The organism is Bacterioplanoides sp. SCSIO 12839, assembly GCF_024397975.1.
Taxonomy (GTDB): Bacteria; Pseudomonadota; Gammaproteobacteria; order Pseudomonadales; family Oceanobacteraceae; genus Bacterioplanoides.
Genome location: NZ_CP073745.1, coordinates 129081 through 145777 on the forward strand (window position 1 = coordinate 129081; position 16697 = coordinate 145777).

The window sequence follows — 16697 nt, forward strand, 5'->3', positions numbered from 1 at the left end:
CTGTTCTAAAAAAGAAAAGTCGTTGTTTGAATGCCATGGCGGCACATTCGTATGCTTCGCAATCTGCCGCTCAGGCACATTGGCGTTATAAGTCTGAAATCAGTCTTTAAAAACCCCAACCTTATTCAACCAACACAGATGTTCAAACAAACGTTATTGAACAAGCAGAGGTGGCTGCCATGACTCAGGAGCTGTCGTAATGACAAGCGCAAGCGTGACTAAAGCATTGCTTTGTAGTCTGCTGCTGATTGCCGGTTTCATGGCCCGGGCAGAGACCATTGAGTTTGCCGCAGACCAGCAACAACAGAGCGCACAACAGGCACTGGATACGGTAAGAAGTTTATCGGCTGAAATTCAGCAGCTGAAAACCGAGATTGTTGGCCTGAATAAAGACCTCAGATTAATGGAAGAGGAGTTGTTGTTTCCTTCCAGTTCGCAAGTGTCGGTATTTGTCTCTCTGGATATTGGTCAGTTTTTTAAGCTGGAAAGTGTTCGGTTAAAACTCGATAACAAACAAGTCGTCAGCCACATTTACAGCGATAAACAACGAAGTGCACTGGCTCGTGGTGGTGTGCAGCGGTTGTATCTGACTAACCTCAATCTTGGTGAGCATACCTTAGCTGCTTTCTTTACCGGTATTGGCCCCAATGGCCGGCCATATAAACGTGCCTCCGAACTGAGCTTTACCAAACAAAAAGGCAGTCAGTTTATCGAGTTGTCTGTGGTCGATGATCACAAAAAACAAGAACCTACTTTTGTTATCAGGCAGTGGTAACCGATGAGAGGGTTATGGCTGGCAATCGGTTTATTCACGGCATCACTTAGCTGGGGTAGTGAGGTTGTCCGGGATTTAAAATTTGGCACCATCCTATATGACTTTTATCAGCAGAATTATTTTGATTCATTAATTGGTTACGAAGTCGCTAAAGCCAGAGATGAGCTGAAACATCAGAAAAATGAAGCGCGTTTGTTACAGGGAGGAATGAACCTTTCTTACGGCTTGCCACAGCAGGCAGAGACCATCTTCCTGGACTTGTTAAAAGAAAATACGACCGAAAAGGAGCAAGCGTCAGAGACGGTCTCAGAGCCCGATCGCAATAAGGCCTGGTTTTATCTTGGTAAATTGTATTACCAGAAAGGTGAAGTGAATAAAGCGGTGACGGCATTGTCACGCATCAAGGGTGATATCCCGAGTGATATCCGTAACGAATTTAATTACCTTGCAACCTTGATCAATATTCGTAATAACCACTTTGATATTGCAGAAAAGGCTATTGCAGCCAGCGTCAAAGGCAGTGTTTATGAGCCGTATCTGATTTTTAACCTGGCAGCTTCGCAGCTGGCGAGTAATCGAGGGGCGGACAGCCAGGTTAATTTCCAGCGTGTTGTTGAATACGCGAAAACGCATCCGCAGGAAGAGTTTGCCGTGCTTGCTGACCGAGCCAAACAAGCACTGGCACATGTTGAGGTCGAGCAGGATGATTTGTTGGCAGCCTGGGGTCACTTACAGCATGTACGTACAACCGGGCTGTATAGTAATCGTGCACTCCTGAGTTATGGCTGGACCGCTATTAAAATGGAGCAATACGCCCAGGCGATTCCAGCCTTAAAAGCGTTGAATCAGCGCTCTATCAGTATTGCGGAAGTGCAGGAAGCCAAAGTGTTATTGGCGCATTTATACGAGCAGCAGGGTGCGCATCGAACAGCATTAAAACATTATTTGTTGGCTGAAAAATCTTTCGCTTCCGGTATGGAATCCATTGCCAGTGCTCGTCGTGTGATTGCAGGTCAGCGAATTCCACAAGAGTTTGTCCGTAACCTGGAAGCCATGATGGATGAAACCGATTGGTATGGCAGTGAGCCCAGTCTCGACTACAACAAGCTGACGCCGTTTTTAATCGAGTTAATGTCCAGTAACCCGTTTCACATCGTGATTAAAGAACTGCGCGATTTATACACCTTGCAGTACAACCTGGATTATTGGCGTCGCCAGGCAGATGAACATCAATTAATTATTCGCCATCGCCAGCAAGGTTGGAGCAGTGAAACTCTGAATGAATTTGTGACGGAACACCAGCAGAAAAAAGACGATATGGAGATCAAAGTCAGCGAAATTGAACTGCATAGCGTGGCTTTGAGTGTCGAGGAACAACAGCGCTTTGAACCCTTGTTGGAGCAGGTACGTGATGATTTTGATCAGATGGAAAAAATGCTGAAAAAAGTTCGCCGGATCGAAAAACCCTATCGCGAGTCCGAACAACAATTAGCCTGTATGGCGCAGCTGCATCGGGAAATCGATGTGAAATCTGCTCAGGTGGATCAGTTAATTAACAAGCTGGAGCATGTGATGCGCCGGGTTGTGAATGCTGAATTGGATAAACACGAAGAACGAATGAAGTATTACTGGGCACAGGCTCGCTTAGGTAAAGCGCGTTTGTACGACCGTACTTTACTCAATCTGGAGCAGTCTCAGGCCGCTCCAACTGAGGTGAATTAATCATGCTGAAAATACGTCTGTTGTTACCGGCTATGATCGGCTCTGTTGTGGTGGCCTGTAGTTCGCAGGGCACGATTGGCAGTCTGAATCAGGTTGAAACGGAAGAATTACAAGAAGTTGAAATTGATCAGCTCAGTCATCAACAGATCCGTGATCAGTACCAGGAGATTCTTGGTCTGGTCGATGATGACTATATTAAAGAGCAGATCGAACGACGTATTTCCGGTGTGCATATGCAGGAAAGTGATGCGCGTTCAGCTAACCCGAATAATCCGCCGGCGCAGGGGTATTATCGCAACGCCATCGCCAGCTATCGCGATATTCTGGAGAAATACCCAAACAGTCCGGACAACGCTGAAGTGTTGTATCAGCTGGCCAAAGCCTATGATATTGAAGGGCAACCGGATAATGCGCTCACCATGATGCGCCGCCTGGAAAAGTTCCACCCTGACTATGAGCACATGCCTGAAGTGTATTTCCGTATGGGTGACCTGCACTTTAATGCAGCCCGTTACCCTCAGGCTGAAAAAGCTTATCGTAAAACAGCACAATATAATAAAGCGTCACTGAATAATAACGCCCACTACATGCTCGCCTGGACCTTATATAAGCAAGGTGCATTTGATAAATCCCTGGAAGAATTTACCTGGGTGCTGAACGCATTGCACCAGGAAGATGGCAGTACCGCAGAGCTGAATAATGTTGAACAATCGCTGATCGACGACACCTTACATAGTATGAGTCTGGCGTTGGTGAATCTGGGGGGCGCAGAAGCCATACGTGATGTCTCACAATTAAAAAACCGTGCCTATGTCTGGCGTCTGTATGAGCAGTTGGCCGGTTTTTATCTGAAGAAAAATCTCTATTCCGACAGTGCCGCTACCTATCGTGAATTTATTGATCGTTTTCCTATGCGTGAACGTACCAGTCGTTTTCATACTGAGTTAATCAGCGTGTACGTTAAAGGCGCATTTCCGAAACTGGTATTGGAAGAGAAGGAAATCTACGCCAACCAATACGGCCCTGAAAGTGATTATTATGCACGCTTCCCGCAGCTACAGGATGACATTCGTAACGACCTGAAAGGCTATTACGTCGAACTGGCCAGTCATTATCACAGCCAGGGTCAGCAGGCGTTGGCACAACATAAAAAGAAACCCAAAGAAGCGCATTTATCTGAGCTGGGTGAAAAATCGCTGGTGAGTGCAACAGACTTTTATCAGCGTTATCTGACCTTATTTGTGGCTGACAAAGCCAACGCCGAAATACGCTTTAAAAAGGCAGAAGCCCAGTTTGAAAACCAGCAATATGGGTTGGCAGCCAGCGATTATCAGCAGGTGGCTTATGGTTACCCGCAGAGCGCTGATACTCAGGTTGAGTATAAACTCGCCAACAAAGCTGGATATGCCGCTATCGTATCCTACCAGGCACATATCGAAACGCTGGAAAATAATAAGGCCAGTCGTGATGATATTAATCAATGGCGTGCTGCATCTTTAGAAAGCATGTTGAAGTTTACCGAAGTTTTCCATGAGGACGTTCGTTCAACTGCCGTTTTAACCAATGCATCACAAGCGATGTTTGATCTGAAACAATATGAGCGGGCCATTAAGGTTGCCAGTGGCTTGTTAGAAAATGCTGAAAACTCTAATACCGAGTTGAAAAAAACAGCCTTTGGTATTCTGGCTCAGTCTCGTTTCAGCCTGAAGCAGTATTCTCTGGCAGCCAGTAACTATCAGGCGCAACGAAAATTGATGAAGCCTGCCAGCAAAGAATATCGTCAGGCGAGTAATAACATTGCGACTTCGGTTTATCAGCATGCTGAAATATTAAAACAACAACAAAAAATAAACGAAGCAATTCCTCAACTGTTGTCGTTAAAAACACTGGCTCCTGATACCGATACCCGTGTGGTTGCACAATACGATGCGGCCTCGATGTTATTGGCCGATCAGCGCTGGGATGAAGCGATTGCAGAATTACAACAGCTGAAATCGGTTTACCCAAAACATACTTTGTCTGCAGAGTTTCCACGTAAACTGGCTTTCGCCTATGAAAGCAAAAAAGACTGGCCGCAGTCATTATTGGCATACGAATATCTGTTTAATAACGACCCTGATGCCGGGGTAAAACAGGAAGCCTTGTTTATTGCCGCAGGGCTGGCGGAAAAAACCGGCGATGATAAAAAAGCCATCTCTTATTATCGTGATTACGCTCACAAGTACGAGCAGCCATTCGATAACCGTATGGAAGCACGCTATAAACTCGCCAGTCTTTACGAAAAGCAAAAAGATTATAACCGTCAGTTGTTCTGGTTAAGACGCATTGTTCAGGCTGATAAAAAAGCCGGAGATCAACGCACCGAACGTAGTCAGTGGTTGGGTGCCTGGGCAAGCACAAAATATGGTGATTATTTTGCCTGGGAATTCAACCGCCGCAAACTGCGCCTGCCGATTGAGAAAAGTATCGCCCGTAAAAATCAGTTTCTGCAAGATGCGCAAACCTGGTACAGCGGTGCAGCCGATTACGGCATTCTGGAATTTACCAGCCAGTCTAACCATACACTGGGCAAGCTCTATCAAAAGTTTGCTGATGAGCTGTTAGCGGCACCCACTCCGGAAAGTTTGTCGGCAGCCGACAAAGCCCTGTTTACCGAAATATTCCAGCAGCAGTCTGAGCCATTACAACAGTTGTCTCAGGACTACTACATGGCAAATCTTGAACTGGCCTGGCAAGGGCATTACAACAACTGGATTCAACAGAGCTTTGACACCATGCGTGAATTATCTCCGTTGCGTTTTGACCGAACCGAACAGGTAGCACACTATGGCGATGAAATCCGTTAATTTAACAGCCAGCTTGCTGGCTTTGTCGATCTCGGCTTGCCTGGCAGGTTGTGCAACCAATCAAACGAAAGAGTCAGTTGCAGAGCACAACCAAAGTGCCAGTGTGATTAAAGACGAACTGCCTGCAGCCCATAATGGCAAGCTGGAAATTCTTTCAACTGAGGCATCGCTGCCTGTTCAGCAAAAAGATGCACAAGGTCAGTGGCTGGCGTATTCACCGCAAAAAAATCCGTATCTGTTCAATAAAACTCAGGTTAATAAAGGTTCCGTACTGTTATTTCTGGAAGCACAAAAAGCCTGGCGTGCAGAAGACTTCACCACGGTTGAACAAAAGCTCGATGTCATCATTAAAAATGATCAGCAATTGTCCGGCCCCTGGGTGATGAAAGCACGACTGGTATTGCGTGATCAGCAATATTCAAAGGCAGAGGAATATCTTAAAAAAGCACTCAGCCTGAACGCTAATAATGTCAATGCGTATACCTTGCTGGCTCAGGTTCAGCGTCTTCAGGGGAATTATTTCAACGCCCAAAACACCCTGGCTAAAGCACTGATGTTATGGCCGGATTTTCCCGAAGCGCACTATAACCTGGCCATGCTGTATGACGCTTACCTGAATAAAGAAGTGGAAGCGCAGCAACATCTGGAAGCGTATATGTTTCTTGAAAAAGACGTTGATCCCCAGGACTTTGCCTGGCTTCAGAATCTGGCTCAGCGCACCGGGGTGAGTGATAGTGATATTGGGCAAAAAACCAGTCCGAGTCGTTTCTTGCAGCAAGCGGCCACGGAATAATTAAATCAGGTGTCAGGTATGTCCGGAAAAATAATCGTATTGATGATGCTGATGTTGGCTTTTGTGATGCCAGTACAAGCAGAGGAACCGATAAAACTGGAAAGTAGCTTTGTTGGTGATAAAGAGCAGCCGGCGGTGAGTTATTTTGTGCCCTGGAAAGGGCCAGGTGGTGCCGACAAACTGTATCAGAAGCAGGAAGATAAATATGAAAAAAGCATCGACAGCGTTGATCGCGAAGTAATGTTGCGCTCTATGCGTATTTATAACGAAATGAATTTAGAAGGTCGTAACCCACAATAAGGGTACAGAGGTTTTTATGGAATTTTTCTCAGCCATTGTCACTTTTTTCCAGCAGGGTGGCTTCTTTATTTATCCGATAGCACTGGTGTTTGCGATAGGTATTGCTATCACCATTGAACGTTGGCGATTTCTGAAGCAGGAAAAGGTCAGAAACCTGAAAGCCTTTGATGATTTCCTGCCGTTATTACGCACCGATGATCATGAAAAAATGACCTTGTTTACTCGTGATAATACGGCGCCGGTATCGCGCATGATTGGCTGTGGCCTGGACATGATGAAAGTGACAAAAATGCGCGCCGACGTTGAGCAGGCGATGAGCGAAGGCATGATGGAATCTGTGCCACGTCTTGAGCAGCGCACTGGCTACCTGGCGGTATTGGCGAATGTGGCAACACTCTTAGGCCTGCTGGGTACCATCATCGGTTTGATCGCTGCGTTTACCGCGGTTGCCAGCGCTGACCCTGCGGAAAAATCCCGTCTGTTATCAGAATCGATTTCGGTGGCGATGAATACCACGGCGTTTGGTTTGATTGCGGCCATTCCTCTGCTGGTTTTCCATGCGATTCTGACCAATAAAACCAATGCCATTATTGGCAGCATTGAAATGGCCGGAGTGAAGTTTCTGAATGTGATGACGCTGAACCGCGCCATTGAAGCGGGTATGCCGAAGTCACAGCTGGGCTGAATCGGTCAGGGTTAAGCGCAAGGAGTTAATCCAATGAGCTTTAAAATTAAACGCTCGAATACCGATGCTGCCGATATTGACGTCACCAGTTTTATGAATCTGATGATTGTATTGGTGCCTGTGCTATTGATGAGCATGACGTTTACTAAAATCACCGTCATGGAAATCAATCTGCCGGAATTAAACGGCGGCCCGGGAACCACATCACTGGATCAGTCTCAGCTTGAAATTCAGGTGCGTGAAAACGGTATGGGTGTGTATTTCCCGGCCGGTACTCTGATCAAAGATATTCCTAAAAACGAACAGAGTCAGTATGACTTCCAGACGCTTTCGCTGGTCTTGCGGGAACTGAAAAAACAGGTCAGTGATAAGCGTGATGCCCTGATTATGTTAGGCAAAGAATTAGAATATCAGACTCTGATCAATACCATGGATACGGTTAAATCGTATCAAACCGTGATTGCTGCGGACCTGGTTGATGTTGAATTATTCCCTGAAATATCGCTCGGCGATTTATCGGCGAAACAAAAGGGAAAATAATCATGCAGGCAACAACCTTTTATAAACGCGAAGAAAAAAAGAAAACCATGGGTCTTAACCTGGTTTCCTTGATGGATATTTTTACCATTCTGGTTTTTTTCCTGTTGATGAACAGTGGTGACAGCCAGGAAATTGAAAGTGCAAAATTTATTACCCTGCCGGATTCTCAGGCGAAAAGTTCGTTCACCAATGACCTGTTAATTACTGTCACCAATAACGATATCCAGATCGATGATGTGCCGGTGGTTTCGATTGATACCGTCATCGCTGCGGATGGCAAAGCTGTGGATGAGTTGATGTTAGTGCTGCAGGAGAAAAGCACCGAGCGTGGTGAGTTGTCCGAGTTTGAGAAAAAGAATGGGCGTTCAGTCACTATTCTGGGGGATCAGGAAGTCCCTTATGCAATTTTACGCAGTGTGATGGCCAGTTGCTCTCAGGAAAATTTCCGCGATATTGCGCTGGCCGTTAATCAGGTTGTGGGTGGCGTTGTGCAGGTGGCAAACGAATGACAGAAACAACGGCAAAACCATTGGATCACCTGGCGCTGGATATTGTCCTGCCATGGCATGAAGATCAGCAACAAACCAGCCGTTATCAAAAGTTGGTGAAGCGTATTGTTATTCCGGTCATGGCTTTTATGCTGGTCATGCCGTTATTGCCTGATCTCACCGGAGACGTCGAGGTTGAGAAAAAAGTAGTGACTAAGCTGGTTCTTGATCAACCCGAGCCCGAGTTGGTGGAGCAGGTAGCGGAGCCAGAACCGGTAAAACCTCAGGCAGTGAAACCAAAACCCAAGCCATCAGATAAAGAACAAAAAGCGGCGGCTCCGCAACAACGGGCAGATCTGCAGGCATTAACTCAACAATTAACCGCACTGCGCAGTAAAGCCAATACACCCAAGCGCCAGAAAAAAAATGTACTGGTTGCCAAAAGCGGTAAAGTTCAAAAAAGCAGCCGTTCCCTGTTAGGGCAAAAAAATGCGCTCAGTAGCAGCAGTGGTCTGGCAAGCAGTGAGTTATCCGTTGATGGCCAGGCATTGCAGTTAGGTGGACATGAGTCTGGCACCATTGATAGCCCGATTATGGCCGTTGATTTGCCAACCGAAAATGAATATTACGAGCCAGAGCAAGAGAGTCGTCGTGACATGCAAAGCATTCGTCGTACACTCGAGCGCCATAAAGGTTCTGTTTATGCACTGTACACGAAAGCGTTACGACAGAACCCCGAGCTGAATGGACGTTTTATTTTTGAATTTGTGATTTTACCGAATGGTGAAGTTGCCAAACTTAAAATAAAAAGCAGTGAACTGGATAACCAGCCGCTGGAGCAAAAGATGCTGGATAAAATACGCCTTATTCAGTTTGGCCAGCAAAGTGTAATTGCCACCGCTGTGCAATATACCTTCACCTTTGTGCCGTCATAATTCTACTTATCCAGGGTCTGTTAACAGGCCCTGGCGTATTGGGTTCGTAAGAATACGCCAGATAATTTAAATAGTGTCCTTTTCTGTTCGCCTTTTAATTCTTCGATAAAAACTCTTCAACCTGTGTCACAGTATTGGAAACAGGTCGGATGATAATATTCAGGGTGCTGTCATTTATTTTTTACTCTGAATGTTGTGCATTGGTAAAAATGCGCCTGGGTTGTTGCTGTGAAAAAATTAACTCTGCAAAAAACATGGTTGGTTCCTCTGTTACCTGTGGCATTGTCTGCTTGTATGGGTGCCGGTGAAACGGGAGATCAGGAAGCGGTTGCGGCTAATAATACGCCATTTGCCTACGTGTATCGTGATGGCGAGCCGGTATTCCGTGATGCTTCTCAGCCACAGCAGTATTTTCCCGGGTCGAAACTGATCGTCCATAATGCGCTGAATTCTGACGCGGCCCCGGTGGAAATTCTTAATACGCTATTTCCCGATGGCAACTACGATGCAAAAGACCTGACGGTTTCGAATGATGGAAAATATCTGCTGTTCAGTGCCCGGGCTGAAAAAGGGCAGAGCTGGAATATTTATGAATATGCTTTTGAACAGCAGCAATTACAACGCATTATTCGTGATGACGATCGCGCCAATGCAGGTAACGATACTGCCCCGGTATACAGCAACTCCCGTATTATTTTTTCCTCAGACCGTTCCACCACAGACGACGGTACGCATCTCTACATTATGGAGCGAGATGGCTCCGGTCTGACTCAAATCACCGAAGGCCAGCAACAGGATGTTGATGTGACGGCATTAGGAAGTGGCAATGTTGTGTTTACTCGCCAGAACGCTGCAGAGCCATCCATGTCGGCAGCACTGGTATCCGGCATGACCGACCCATTCGAGCGCGCCAAACAACCACAGTTAATGAAACTGAATGCTGACGGACAATCATTACAGCCGTTAACCAATCAGATTTCGTTGCCAACTCAACAATTGTCGGGCCTGGTTCAGGGGCGCGCTGGTCGTTTAATGGCGTTGTCTGGTACTCAGAATTCTCCGCTTGCCGGTGGTCAGATTATCGAATTTAGCGGCAATAAGAATGCCCCGTCAGCGTCGGCAGACCAAAGCCCGGCAGCTGAAGTGCAGGCGCAGTATGAAGAGTTACGTGGTCGTTCGCTGACATCGGATAACGCCGAACCGTCATCCAATACCACCAGTACCCTGGGTTGGTACAGTGCCTTCTGGCCGTATCGTGATGGTAGCAGCCGCATGTTGGTGAGTTGGTCGCAGTGTTATAAAAATGAAGGTCGTACCGTTCGCTTATGTGAAAACGGAGAAAATCTGGAGAACGTCGATCCGCGTTATGGCATCTGGGTATTTGATGCCAATGAAAATTCGCGACGCCCGGTACTCCGTGCCAAAGTTGGCCGTATTTATAGCGAAGTGGTTTTAGGTTATCCGAACGAAAATAACGGTTTACCGTTTGACGCCTTACCGCCTGGCGAACCCATTCAGCCGCCGGTAACCCCTGATCCTGATAAGCCGGATACGGATAAGCCAGGCAGTGGCGATCCAGATACGGATAAGCCAGGCAGTGGTGATCCTGATACGGATAAGCCTGGCAGTGGTGATCCTGATACGGATAAGCCAGGTGGCGGTGATCCTGATACGGATAAGCCAGGCAGCGGCGATCCTGATACGGATAAACCGGGCAATGGTGACCCTGATACCGATAAGCCTGGGAGCGGAGATCCAGATACGGATAAACCAGGAGGCGGCGACCCTGATACCGGTAAGCCAGACACTGGCGATCCGGATACACCAGATACCAATGCTTCAGGTCAATCGATTAGTGGTGACTTCACCATTAACGAAGATGACACGCTGGTGTTTGGTTTTGATACCACAAAAATAACCGGCTTTTCTCAACTGACCAAGCTGGTGATTACCGATGTGCCTGCAGGGGTGACGCTGGCACCGGCAACGGATTTAGGCGCTGGCCGCTGGCAGGTCAGCGCTGCTCAGTTAGCATCGCTGAAACTGACACCCATCACACATTCTGCCGATGATCTGGTGTTAAAAACTGAAGCCACGTTTGTGAACACCAATGGCCCTGGTGATGCCGATGATAAAAGCCGGAGTTACAACGGCAGCCTGAACATTGTGATTTATGCTGTTGCCGACGTGCCGTCGTTAAGCGTAAAACGCCTTGATGGGAGTGAAGGCGATGATGGCAATGACGGTGATAATAGTAAGAATAAAAAAACCGTTCGTGTCGAAGTCAGTCATCGCCTGAACGACACCGATGGCAGTGAATCTTTCACCAGTATGAAGGTCAGCGGTTTACCACCGATGGCAATTGTTCAGGATGCCAGTTTGCTGGCTGCTGATAACAGCTGGCAACTTGATGACGTGCTCAGTAACAGCATCACTATAGATCTGGCAGCAGACCACATGGAATCTTTTACGCTGACTTTGGTTGCGGCTAACCAGGATATCGATAACGACGATCAGCTTGGCGGCGATGAAAGCGTCCGCCCGCTGAGTCGTAATCAGATTCAGGCAACGCTCAATATCACCGTTGATGTCGATGAACCCGTTGATGAGGGGGTGGGTATTATTCATCTCCGCTCTATTTACGCAAAAGGCCTGAATGATCAGAGCGAGCAGGGCATTACAACTCTGGCGAACCCAACGTTATCCCCCATGGTTGATCGCAGCGCCCGTTTTGTTCGGGTATTGGTTGAACGCAGTGTGGGTAGCGAACAATTTGATATTGCCGGATATGTGCCGGTTCAACCGGATGGCTCTGTGTTGTTTGCCAGCTCTTCCACTGCTCGTATGACACTGGAAGTGGTGAATCGATATGGCAAAGCCTTAAATGAAATGGCAGGCAGTGACTACCGCTACCAGAACTTTGCCCGCAGCAACCAGTACTTCACGGTGCTTGAAGGTGAGGTGCAGCACTATATCGGTTTCAGTGATAACGGCGACCTGGTGCCGATGCAAGACAATACAGGTGCCAATGCCGGAGCTGCTACGAACCAATGGCCGGGTGTGACCAGCGACTTAACTGCACGAGTGGGTGAAACCATGGCGCAGACTCTGGCACGTCATCAGCCTGATAATAAACGTCTTCGTGGTGATCTGATTTATAACAATCCGTGGACGGCTAATGCAGCGGATGCGGTTGCTGTGACGATGTCATCGCTGACCACTGAAAAACCCACCACCGTCAGCTGTGAAACGAATTGGCAGGATGACTGTGTGATTGATGCGCGTTATGACAATCATATTGAACCGATCCTCGATAAAATAAATCGTGTCTTTATTGAACTGAGCCTATTAGGTGCTGGAAGTTCTGACGGTACAACAATCACATACGATCGGTTATTCAGTAACTGGACACCCTTTATGTATTTACTGAACCGTTACAGCACGGTGAACCCAGCCAGCTGTCGCCGTATTTTGCCGCCTCCTTCTATTGAACCAGAGAACGACTGCTTCACTTGTTATACACAGTCTCTGATGAATAAAAACGGCGCGGTGCTCAGTGCCAACTTCTTTGACCTGTTCGATAACGATGGGGACGATGATCACAGCTTCTTCCGTCCGGTTGATTTAACCGAGGAGCAACGTGAGCGTTATAAAAATGCATTATCTCCGGCGGAGTTGCGTTTGATTGCCGAGTGGCTGGATCAGGGCGCGCCACGGTAAGAGTGAAAAAGCACAAAAAACCGGCGTAGTGCCGGTTTTTTATGTCTTTTAATGATAAAAAAACATTCCAGAAAAATAATTACAGCTGATATTTCTCTTCAACCTTCTGAATTAAATCATTACTAATGCGCAAGCTTTCTAATAAATCGAGCAGGTTGTAATCCAGATTAACGTTTAAATGCGTCGCCTGGCCACCAAAAAATTCCGGATTATTGCCCTGAAATTGCAGCGCCAGATTCAGCTCACCATCGGGCTGATATTCCACTCCGGATTCCAGCTGGTTGTAATGGAAATCTTCTAATAATTGCATCGCCAGTCCAACCGTTTGGTCGGATGATTTTAATGCCTGGCTGGTGGCGTTGTTGTAACGAATCACGCCGCCCGGGTCACGAGCGAATAAATTGCCACCGGGAATTTGTACACCAGCCTGAGTAATCACAATGGGCAGTACACCATCGAGTACACCGGTGGCTTCCACTTCGGCATTGGGCTCCAGTTTGGCCAGTTCACTCAGTTGAATATTATCCACCTCAATGCCAAAGGCGTTCACATCTTTACGGGTATCAAACTTCATTAATGGCAGTCGCACTCGGCCGCCTAATAATTCGGTGTGGACTTCATACACTTCGATTAATGCAGAGGATAAATCCGCTGGGATACGCGTCTGGCTGCGCGCCAGAATATTCGACAACTGAATACCGGTATTCACACTTTCGCCAGCAATTTGTGCATCGATTATATAATCGTTGAAATTCGTGTCCGAATCCGTGCCGGTGAAATTAAGTGGGCGGCGAATGGCAAATAATCCGCGCCAGTTTTCCAATGAGATACTGTTGTCATAGGTCGCAGCCAACTCATCAAAACGCAACATGAAGTCTGGTTTTAATTGCCATTGCTGGTCAGGCGTTTGTTGCCAGTCGAGCCAGCCCTGGCCAGAAAGAGAACCATTTAATAGCTGCAGCTTGGTAAGATTGGTCAGTTCGGAGAGTCCTAATGCATTCCAGTTTAACGGCGTGTCCTGCAGTTGCCATTGCATGGAGCCGGATGATAGCTGAGCACCCGCTTGTTGCTCGTGTTTAATATGAGAACGTAACTGTAACGCCTGATCGGCCAGGCTAAATACCAGCTCTGCATCTATAACTGTGGGTTTATCGGATGCTTGCGGCTGCGATGTCTCTTGTTCTAACGGCAGTGTCAGGTTTAATGGCCCACGGATACTCATATCCGGAATCGGCCACTGCTGAAAATTCGAGGGCGTGCTTGCCAGTGATAGCTGGCAGTGAATATCCGCTTTATGGTTGCTGAGGTTGCGGGTGATTTGTGGCAAACACTCAACCGAACTGTTGGTGATATTCACCGTAGCAACGGAGGTTTGGCGGGATGACAGTTGTTCGCTGAGTTCCGCGGAGAAGGGTTTCAGCGCCACTCTTAAGGGTTCAAACGACAACACTTGTTGCTGGTGTTTAATATCGAGCTGATCCAGCAAGGTTAATTGCAGTTCGGATACCTGTAGTTCGGATCGTTGACGTGTTAGTTCAGACCGTTGAATTGTTTGAGTGGCTGCGTTTTTATCAGACTCTTTTTCATCAGGTGCACTGTCGGTTGGCTTAAGTGTTATTGCTTCCAACGCCAGTGTATTACGCAGGCCATGCTCTGATGTCAGTTGCCAATCGCCATTATTTTGTAATGAAAAATCAAAACGCCCCTGGCTGCTGAACTGGCCCTGAGGCCAGGCCGGATTATTTTGTTCTGCGTCGATGCCTGCGATTAAAAATCCGCTGACACCTTTCTCTTGCTGCCACTCCAGTTCAGGCTTCAGAGTGATGTTGGCTTGTTGTTGATCGGTATTGATATTCCAGGATAACAACGACTGCAGCTGACAGCCGGTAAGGCCAATATTACAACTCGTTGTTAATAAGGGTTGGTTATTTTGCTGTTGAATCAAATAGCTTTGGCCAGCGACATCCGCTTTTATTTTATGCTGACTGAAAACCTGCAATGACAGTGGTGCATCTGCCGCTTTTTGAATGGCCGCCGTAATTTCTCCAGACTGCCAGTGCAACGTCAGATCGGGCTGCGGGTTTGTGGGTTGCTGGCTTGTGGATTGCGACTTTGTAGACTGAGAGCCGGTTAATAATGGCCCGGCATCCGTTTCAACCGTAATTTCCGAGGTTAAATCAATGCCATTGGGAATCATCACCACGGGAGGTAGCTGAATTTCACTGCGAGACTGCATCGTGGTTAACGGAATATGGACGGGTAAATCCGTCAGCAGTCGTTCGTTAATCGCTTTAAGATCGGATTGCTGATTTAAAATAATATGCGTATTACCGGCTTCATCCTGATCAATATTGCCGTACAGCTGGGTTAATAGCTGGCTGGACTCGGACAGCATAATTAACAGGTCACCGCTGTTTTGCAGCTGCATTTCTAATTGCCAGGGGAGCGGGATATTGTCCAGCTGAGCATCGCCCCATACACGCCACAATTGTGGTGTCACCTGCGCCTGTAACGCCGTACTGACGCTGGCATGCTGAATATTAATCTGATGAATCGATAACGATTCCAGTGGCAGTTGTAACCATTGTTTAAAGGCTGGAATGGCTACTTCGGGCGTGGTTTCAATAACATTGGTTGCAGCCTTACCCGCACCTGCGGCGGCAGCCCCCGCGAGTTTTTCTCCGGTTTCGTCGGCCAGGTTCAGTGAGACAACATCAAGTTCCAGCGTGTTTAATTCACCGCTGATTAATTGGCCAGGTGAATAGCTCAGCGATAAATTTTCTAAAGCAAATAAACTGCCGTCTGGCAGTGGCACCGACAGCGAACGAACGGTTAGCCTGTGCCAGCTGAAGTGGCTGACTTCTATCTCGCTGTTTTGAATACCAAAATAATTGAGTGCGGTGCTGAACCCACTGTTCAGTAACGGCTTTAATAGCGAGGGTAAAAAAAGCAGCAACAGGGAAAGGCTGAGTAAGGCAACAGAAAGACCGGTAAGTAATATTTTTAGCCAGTTTTTCATTGCTGTTCCCTTAATTATTTATCGTTATTGACTAAATAAAGAGGCTATTTTCAGCCGCCGCCCCGAAGGCACATCCCTATGCCTGCCGGGCGGTCGCAACATCCTGTTGCTGCTTTTGAAAACAGCCTCTTTATTCAGTGATCAAATACATCGCTGCACGAATTATTTGGTAATGGTTTTAACACCGTCCTGGGTGCCCAGTAATAAAACGTTCGCCGGACGCAGGGCAAATAAGCCATTGGTGACTACGCCAGTGATCTGGTTGATTTTTTCTTCCAGTTCCATCGGTGAAGCAATACGCAGGTGGTGCACATCCAGAATATGGTTGCCGTTATCGGTTACCACACCTGTACGGTAAACCGGGTCGCCGCCCAACTTCACCAGTTCACGAGCAACATAAGAACGCGCCATCGGGATCACTTCTACTGGCAGTGGGAATTCCCCCATCATATCCACCAGTTTGCTCTCATCGGCCACGCAGATAAATTCACGGGCTACCGCCGCAACAATTTTTTCCCGAGTGAGTGCCGCACCACCACCCTTGATCATCTCCAGGTTGTGGTTAATTTCATCAGCGCCATCGATATAGAAATCAAAGCCAGCGACTTGGTTCAGGTCGTAAACGTCGATGCCGTGATCTTTCAGGCGTTGGGCCGAGGCTTCTGAGCTGGCAACCGCCGCTTCAAAATCGTGCTTGTGTGCGGCTAAGGCATCAATAAAGCAGTTGGCGGTAGAGCCGGTGCCAACACCCACGATGCTGTCTTTTTCCAGCTTGGGAAGAATGTAGTCAACGGCGGCCTGGCCAACGGCACGTTTTAATTCATCCTGGTTCATAATCTCTTGCTCAGTCTCAAATCTGGGATTCGCGAATTAT

Annotated in this window: 12 protein-coding genes; 10 read left to right on the forward strand and 2 right to left on the reverse strand. The window is 47.4% G+C overall.

Annotated features, from left to right (window positions below; genetic code table 11):
- The first annotated feature begins 199 nt into the window (after positions 1–199).
- From KFF03_RS00600 to KFF03_RS00645, 10 genes are all read left to right on the forward strand, one after another.
- Positions 200–775, forward strand: coding sequence for an AraC family transcriptional regulator (locus KFF03_RS00600; protein WP_255858353.1), 576 nt, complete (start codon positions 200–202; stop codon positions 773–775).
- 3 nt (positions 776–778) lie between these two features.
- The gene (locus tag KFF03_RS00605; RefSeq protein WP_255858354.1) at positions 779–2497 is read left to right on the forward strand and encodes a lipopolysaccharide assembly protein LapB; all 1719 of its coding nucleotides are present in this window, start codon (positions 779–781) and stop codon (positions 2495–2497) included.
- Between the two features lie 2 nt (positions 2498–2499).
- Positions 2500–5343: a tetratricopeptide repeat protein gene (locus KFF03_RS00610; protein ID WP_255858355.1), complete on the forward strand. Its 2844-nt coding sequence runs from the start codon at positions 2500–2502 to the stop codon at positions 5341–5343.
- A complete protein-coding gene (locus KFF03_RS00615; protein ID WP_255858356.1) occupies positions 5324–6136 on the forward strand; it encodes a M48 family metallopeptidase in 813 nt (270 codons plus the stop codon). Before KFF03_RS00610 ends, KFF03_RS00615 begins: the two co-directional genes overlap by 20 nt.
- A gap of 18 nt (positions 6137–6154) precedes the next feature.
- The gene (locus KFF03_RS00620) at positions 6155–6436 is read left to right on the forward strand and encodes a hypothetical protein (protein WP_255858357.1); all 282 of its coding nucleotides are present in this window, start codon (positions 6155–6157) and stop codon (positions 6434–6436) included.
- Positions 6437–6452: 16 nt separating this feature from the next.
- Complete coding sequence (locus KFF03_RS00625) at positions 6453–7121, forward strand: MotA/TolQ/ExbB proton channel family protein (protein WP_255858358.1); 669 nt, start codon at positions 6453–6455, stop codon at positions 7119–7121.
- Between the two features lie 33 nt (positions 7122–7154).
- Positions 7155–7661: a biopolymer transporter ExbD gene (locus tag KFF03_RS00630; RefSeq protein WP_255858359.1), complete on the forward strand. Its 507-nt coding sequence runs from the start codon at positions 7155–7157 to the stop codon at positions 7659–7661.
- A gap of 2 nt (positions 7662–7663) precedes the next feature.
- Positions 7664–8170, forward strand: a complete 507-nt coding sequence (locus tag KFF03_RS00635; RefSeq protein ID WP_255858360.1) for a biopolymer transporter ExbD — start codon at positions 7664–7666, stop codon at positions 8168–8170.
- Positions 8167–9084, forward strand: a complete 918-nt coding sequence (locus KFF03_RS00640) for an AgmX/PglI C-terminal domain-containing protein (RefSeq protein WP_255858361.1) — start codon at positions 8167–8169, stop codon at positions 9082–9084. The genes KFF03_RS00635 and KFF03_RS00640 overlap by 4 nt, the downstream gene beginning before the upstream one ends.
- Positions 9085–9312: 228 nt before the next feature.
- Entirely contained in the window at positions 9313–12804 is a 3492-nt protein-coding gene (locus KFF03_RS00645; RefSeq protein ID WP_255858362.1) for a hypothetical protein, read from the forward strand.
- Positions 12805–12883: 79 nt separating this feature from the next.
- On the opposite strand, the gene KFF03_RS00650 is transcribed toward KFF03_RS00645, so the two are convergent.
- On the reverse strand, positions 12884–15823 hold the full coding sequence (locus KFF03_RS00650) for a YdbH domain-containing protein (RefSeq protein WP_255858363.1): 2940 nt from the start codon (positions 15821–15823) through the stop codon (positions 12884–12886).
- A gap of 162 nt (positions 15824–15985) precedes the next feature.
- Entirely contained in the window at positions 15986–16657 is a 672-nt protein-coding gene (gene rpiA, locus KFF03_RS00655) for a ribose-5-phosphate isomerase RpiA (RefSeq protein WP_255858364.1), read from the reverse strand.
- Positions 16658–16697: the final 40 nt, after the last annotated feature.

Bases quoted from the DNA above. Each gene is read 5' to 3' on its own strand.
- KFF03_RS00625 (WP_255858358.1), top strand. From the start codon at position 6,453: ATGGAATTTTTCTCAGCCATTGTCACTTTTTTCCAGCAGGGTGGCTTC.
- KFF03_RS00615 (WP_255858356.1), top strand. From the start codon at position 5,324: ATGGCGATGAAATCCGTTAATTTAACAGCCAGCTTGCTGGCTTTGTCG.
- KFF03_RS00600 (WP_255858353.1), top strand. From the start codon at position 200: ATGACAAGCGCAAGCGTGACTAAAGCATTGCTTTGTAGTCTGCTGCTG.
- KFF03_RS00630 (WP_255858359.1), top strand. From the start codon at position 7,155: ATGAGCTTTAAAATTAAACGCTCGAATACCGATGCTGCCGATATTGAC.
- KFF03_RS00635 (WP_255858360.1), top strand. From the start codon at position 7,664: ATGCAGGCAACAACCTTTTATAAACGCGAAGAAAAAAAGAAAACCATG.
- KFF03_RS00650 (WP_255858363.1), bottom strand. From the start codon at position 15,823: ATGAAAAACTGGCTAAAAATATTACTTACCGGTCTTTCTGTTGCCTTA.
- KFF03_RS00620 (WP_255858357.1), top strand. From the start codon at position 6,155: ATGTCCGGAAAAATAATCGTATTGATGATGCTGATGTTGGCTTTTGTG.
- KFF03_RS00605 (WP_255858354.1), top strand. From the start codon at position 779: ATGAGAGGGTTATGGCTGGCAATCGGTTTATTCACGGCATCACTTAGC.
- KFF03_RS00610 (WP_255858355.1), top strand. From the start codon at position 2,500: ATGCTGAAAATACGTCTGTTGTTACCGGCTATGATCGGCTCTGTTGTG.
- rpiA (WP_255858364.1), bottom strand. From the start codon at position 16,657: ATGAACCAGGATGAATTAAAACGTGCCGTTGGCCAGGCCGCCGTTGAC.
- KFF03_RS00640 (WP_255858361.1), top strand. From the start codon at position 8,167: ATGACAGAAACAACGGCAAAACCATTGGATCACCTGGCGCTGGATATT.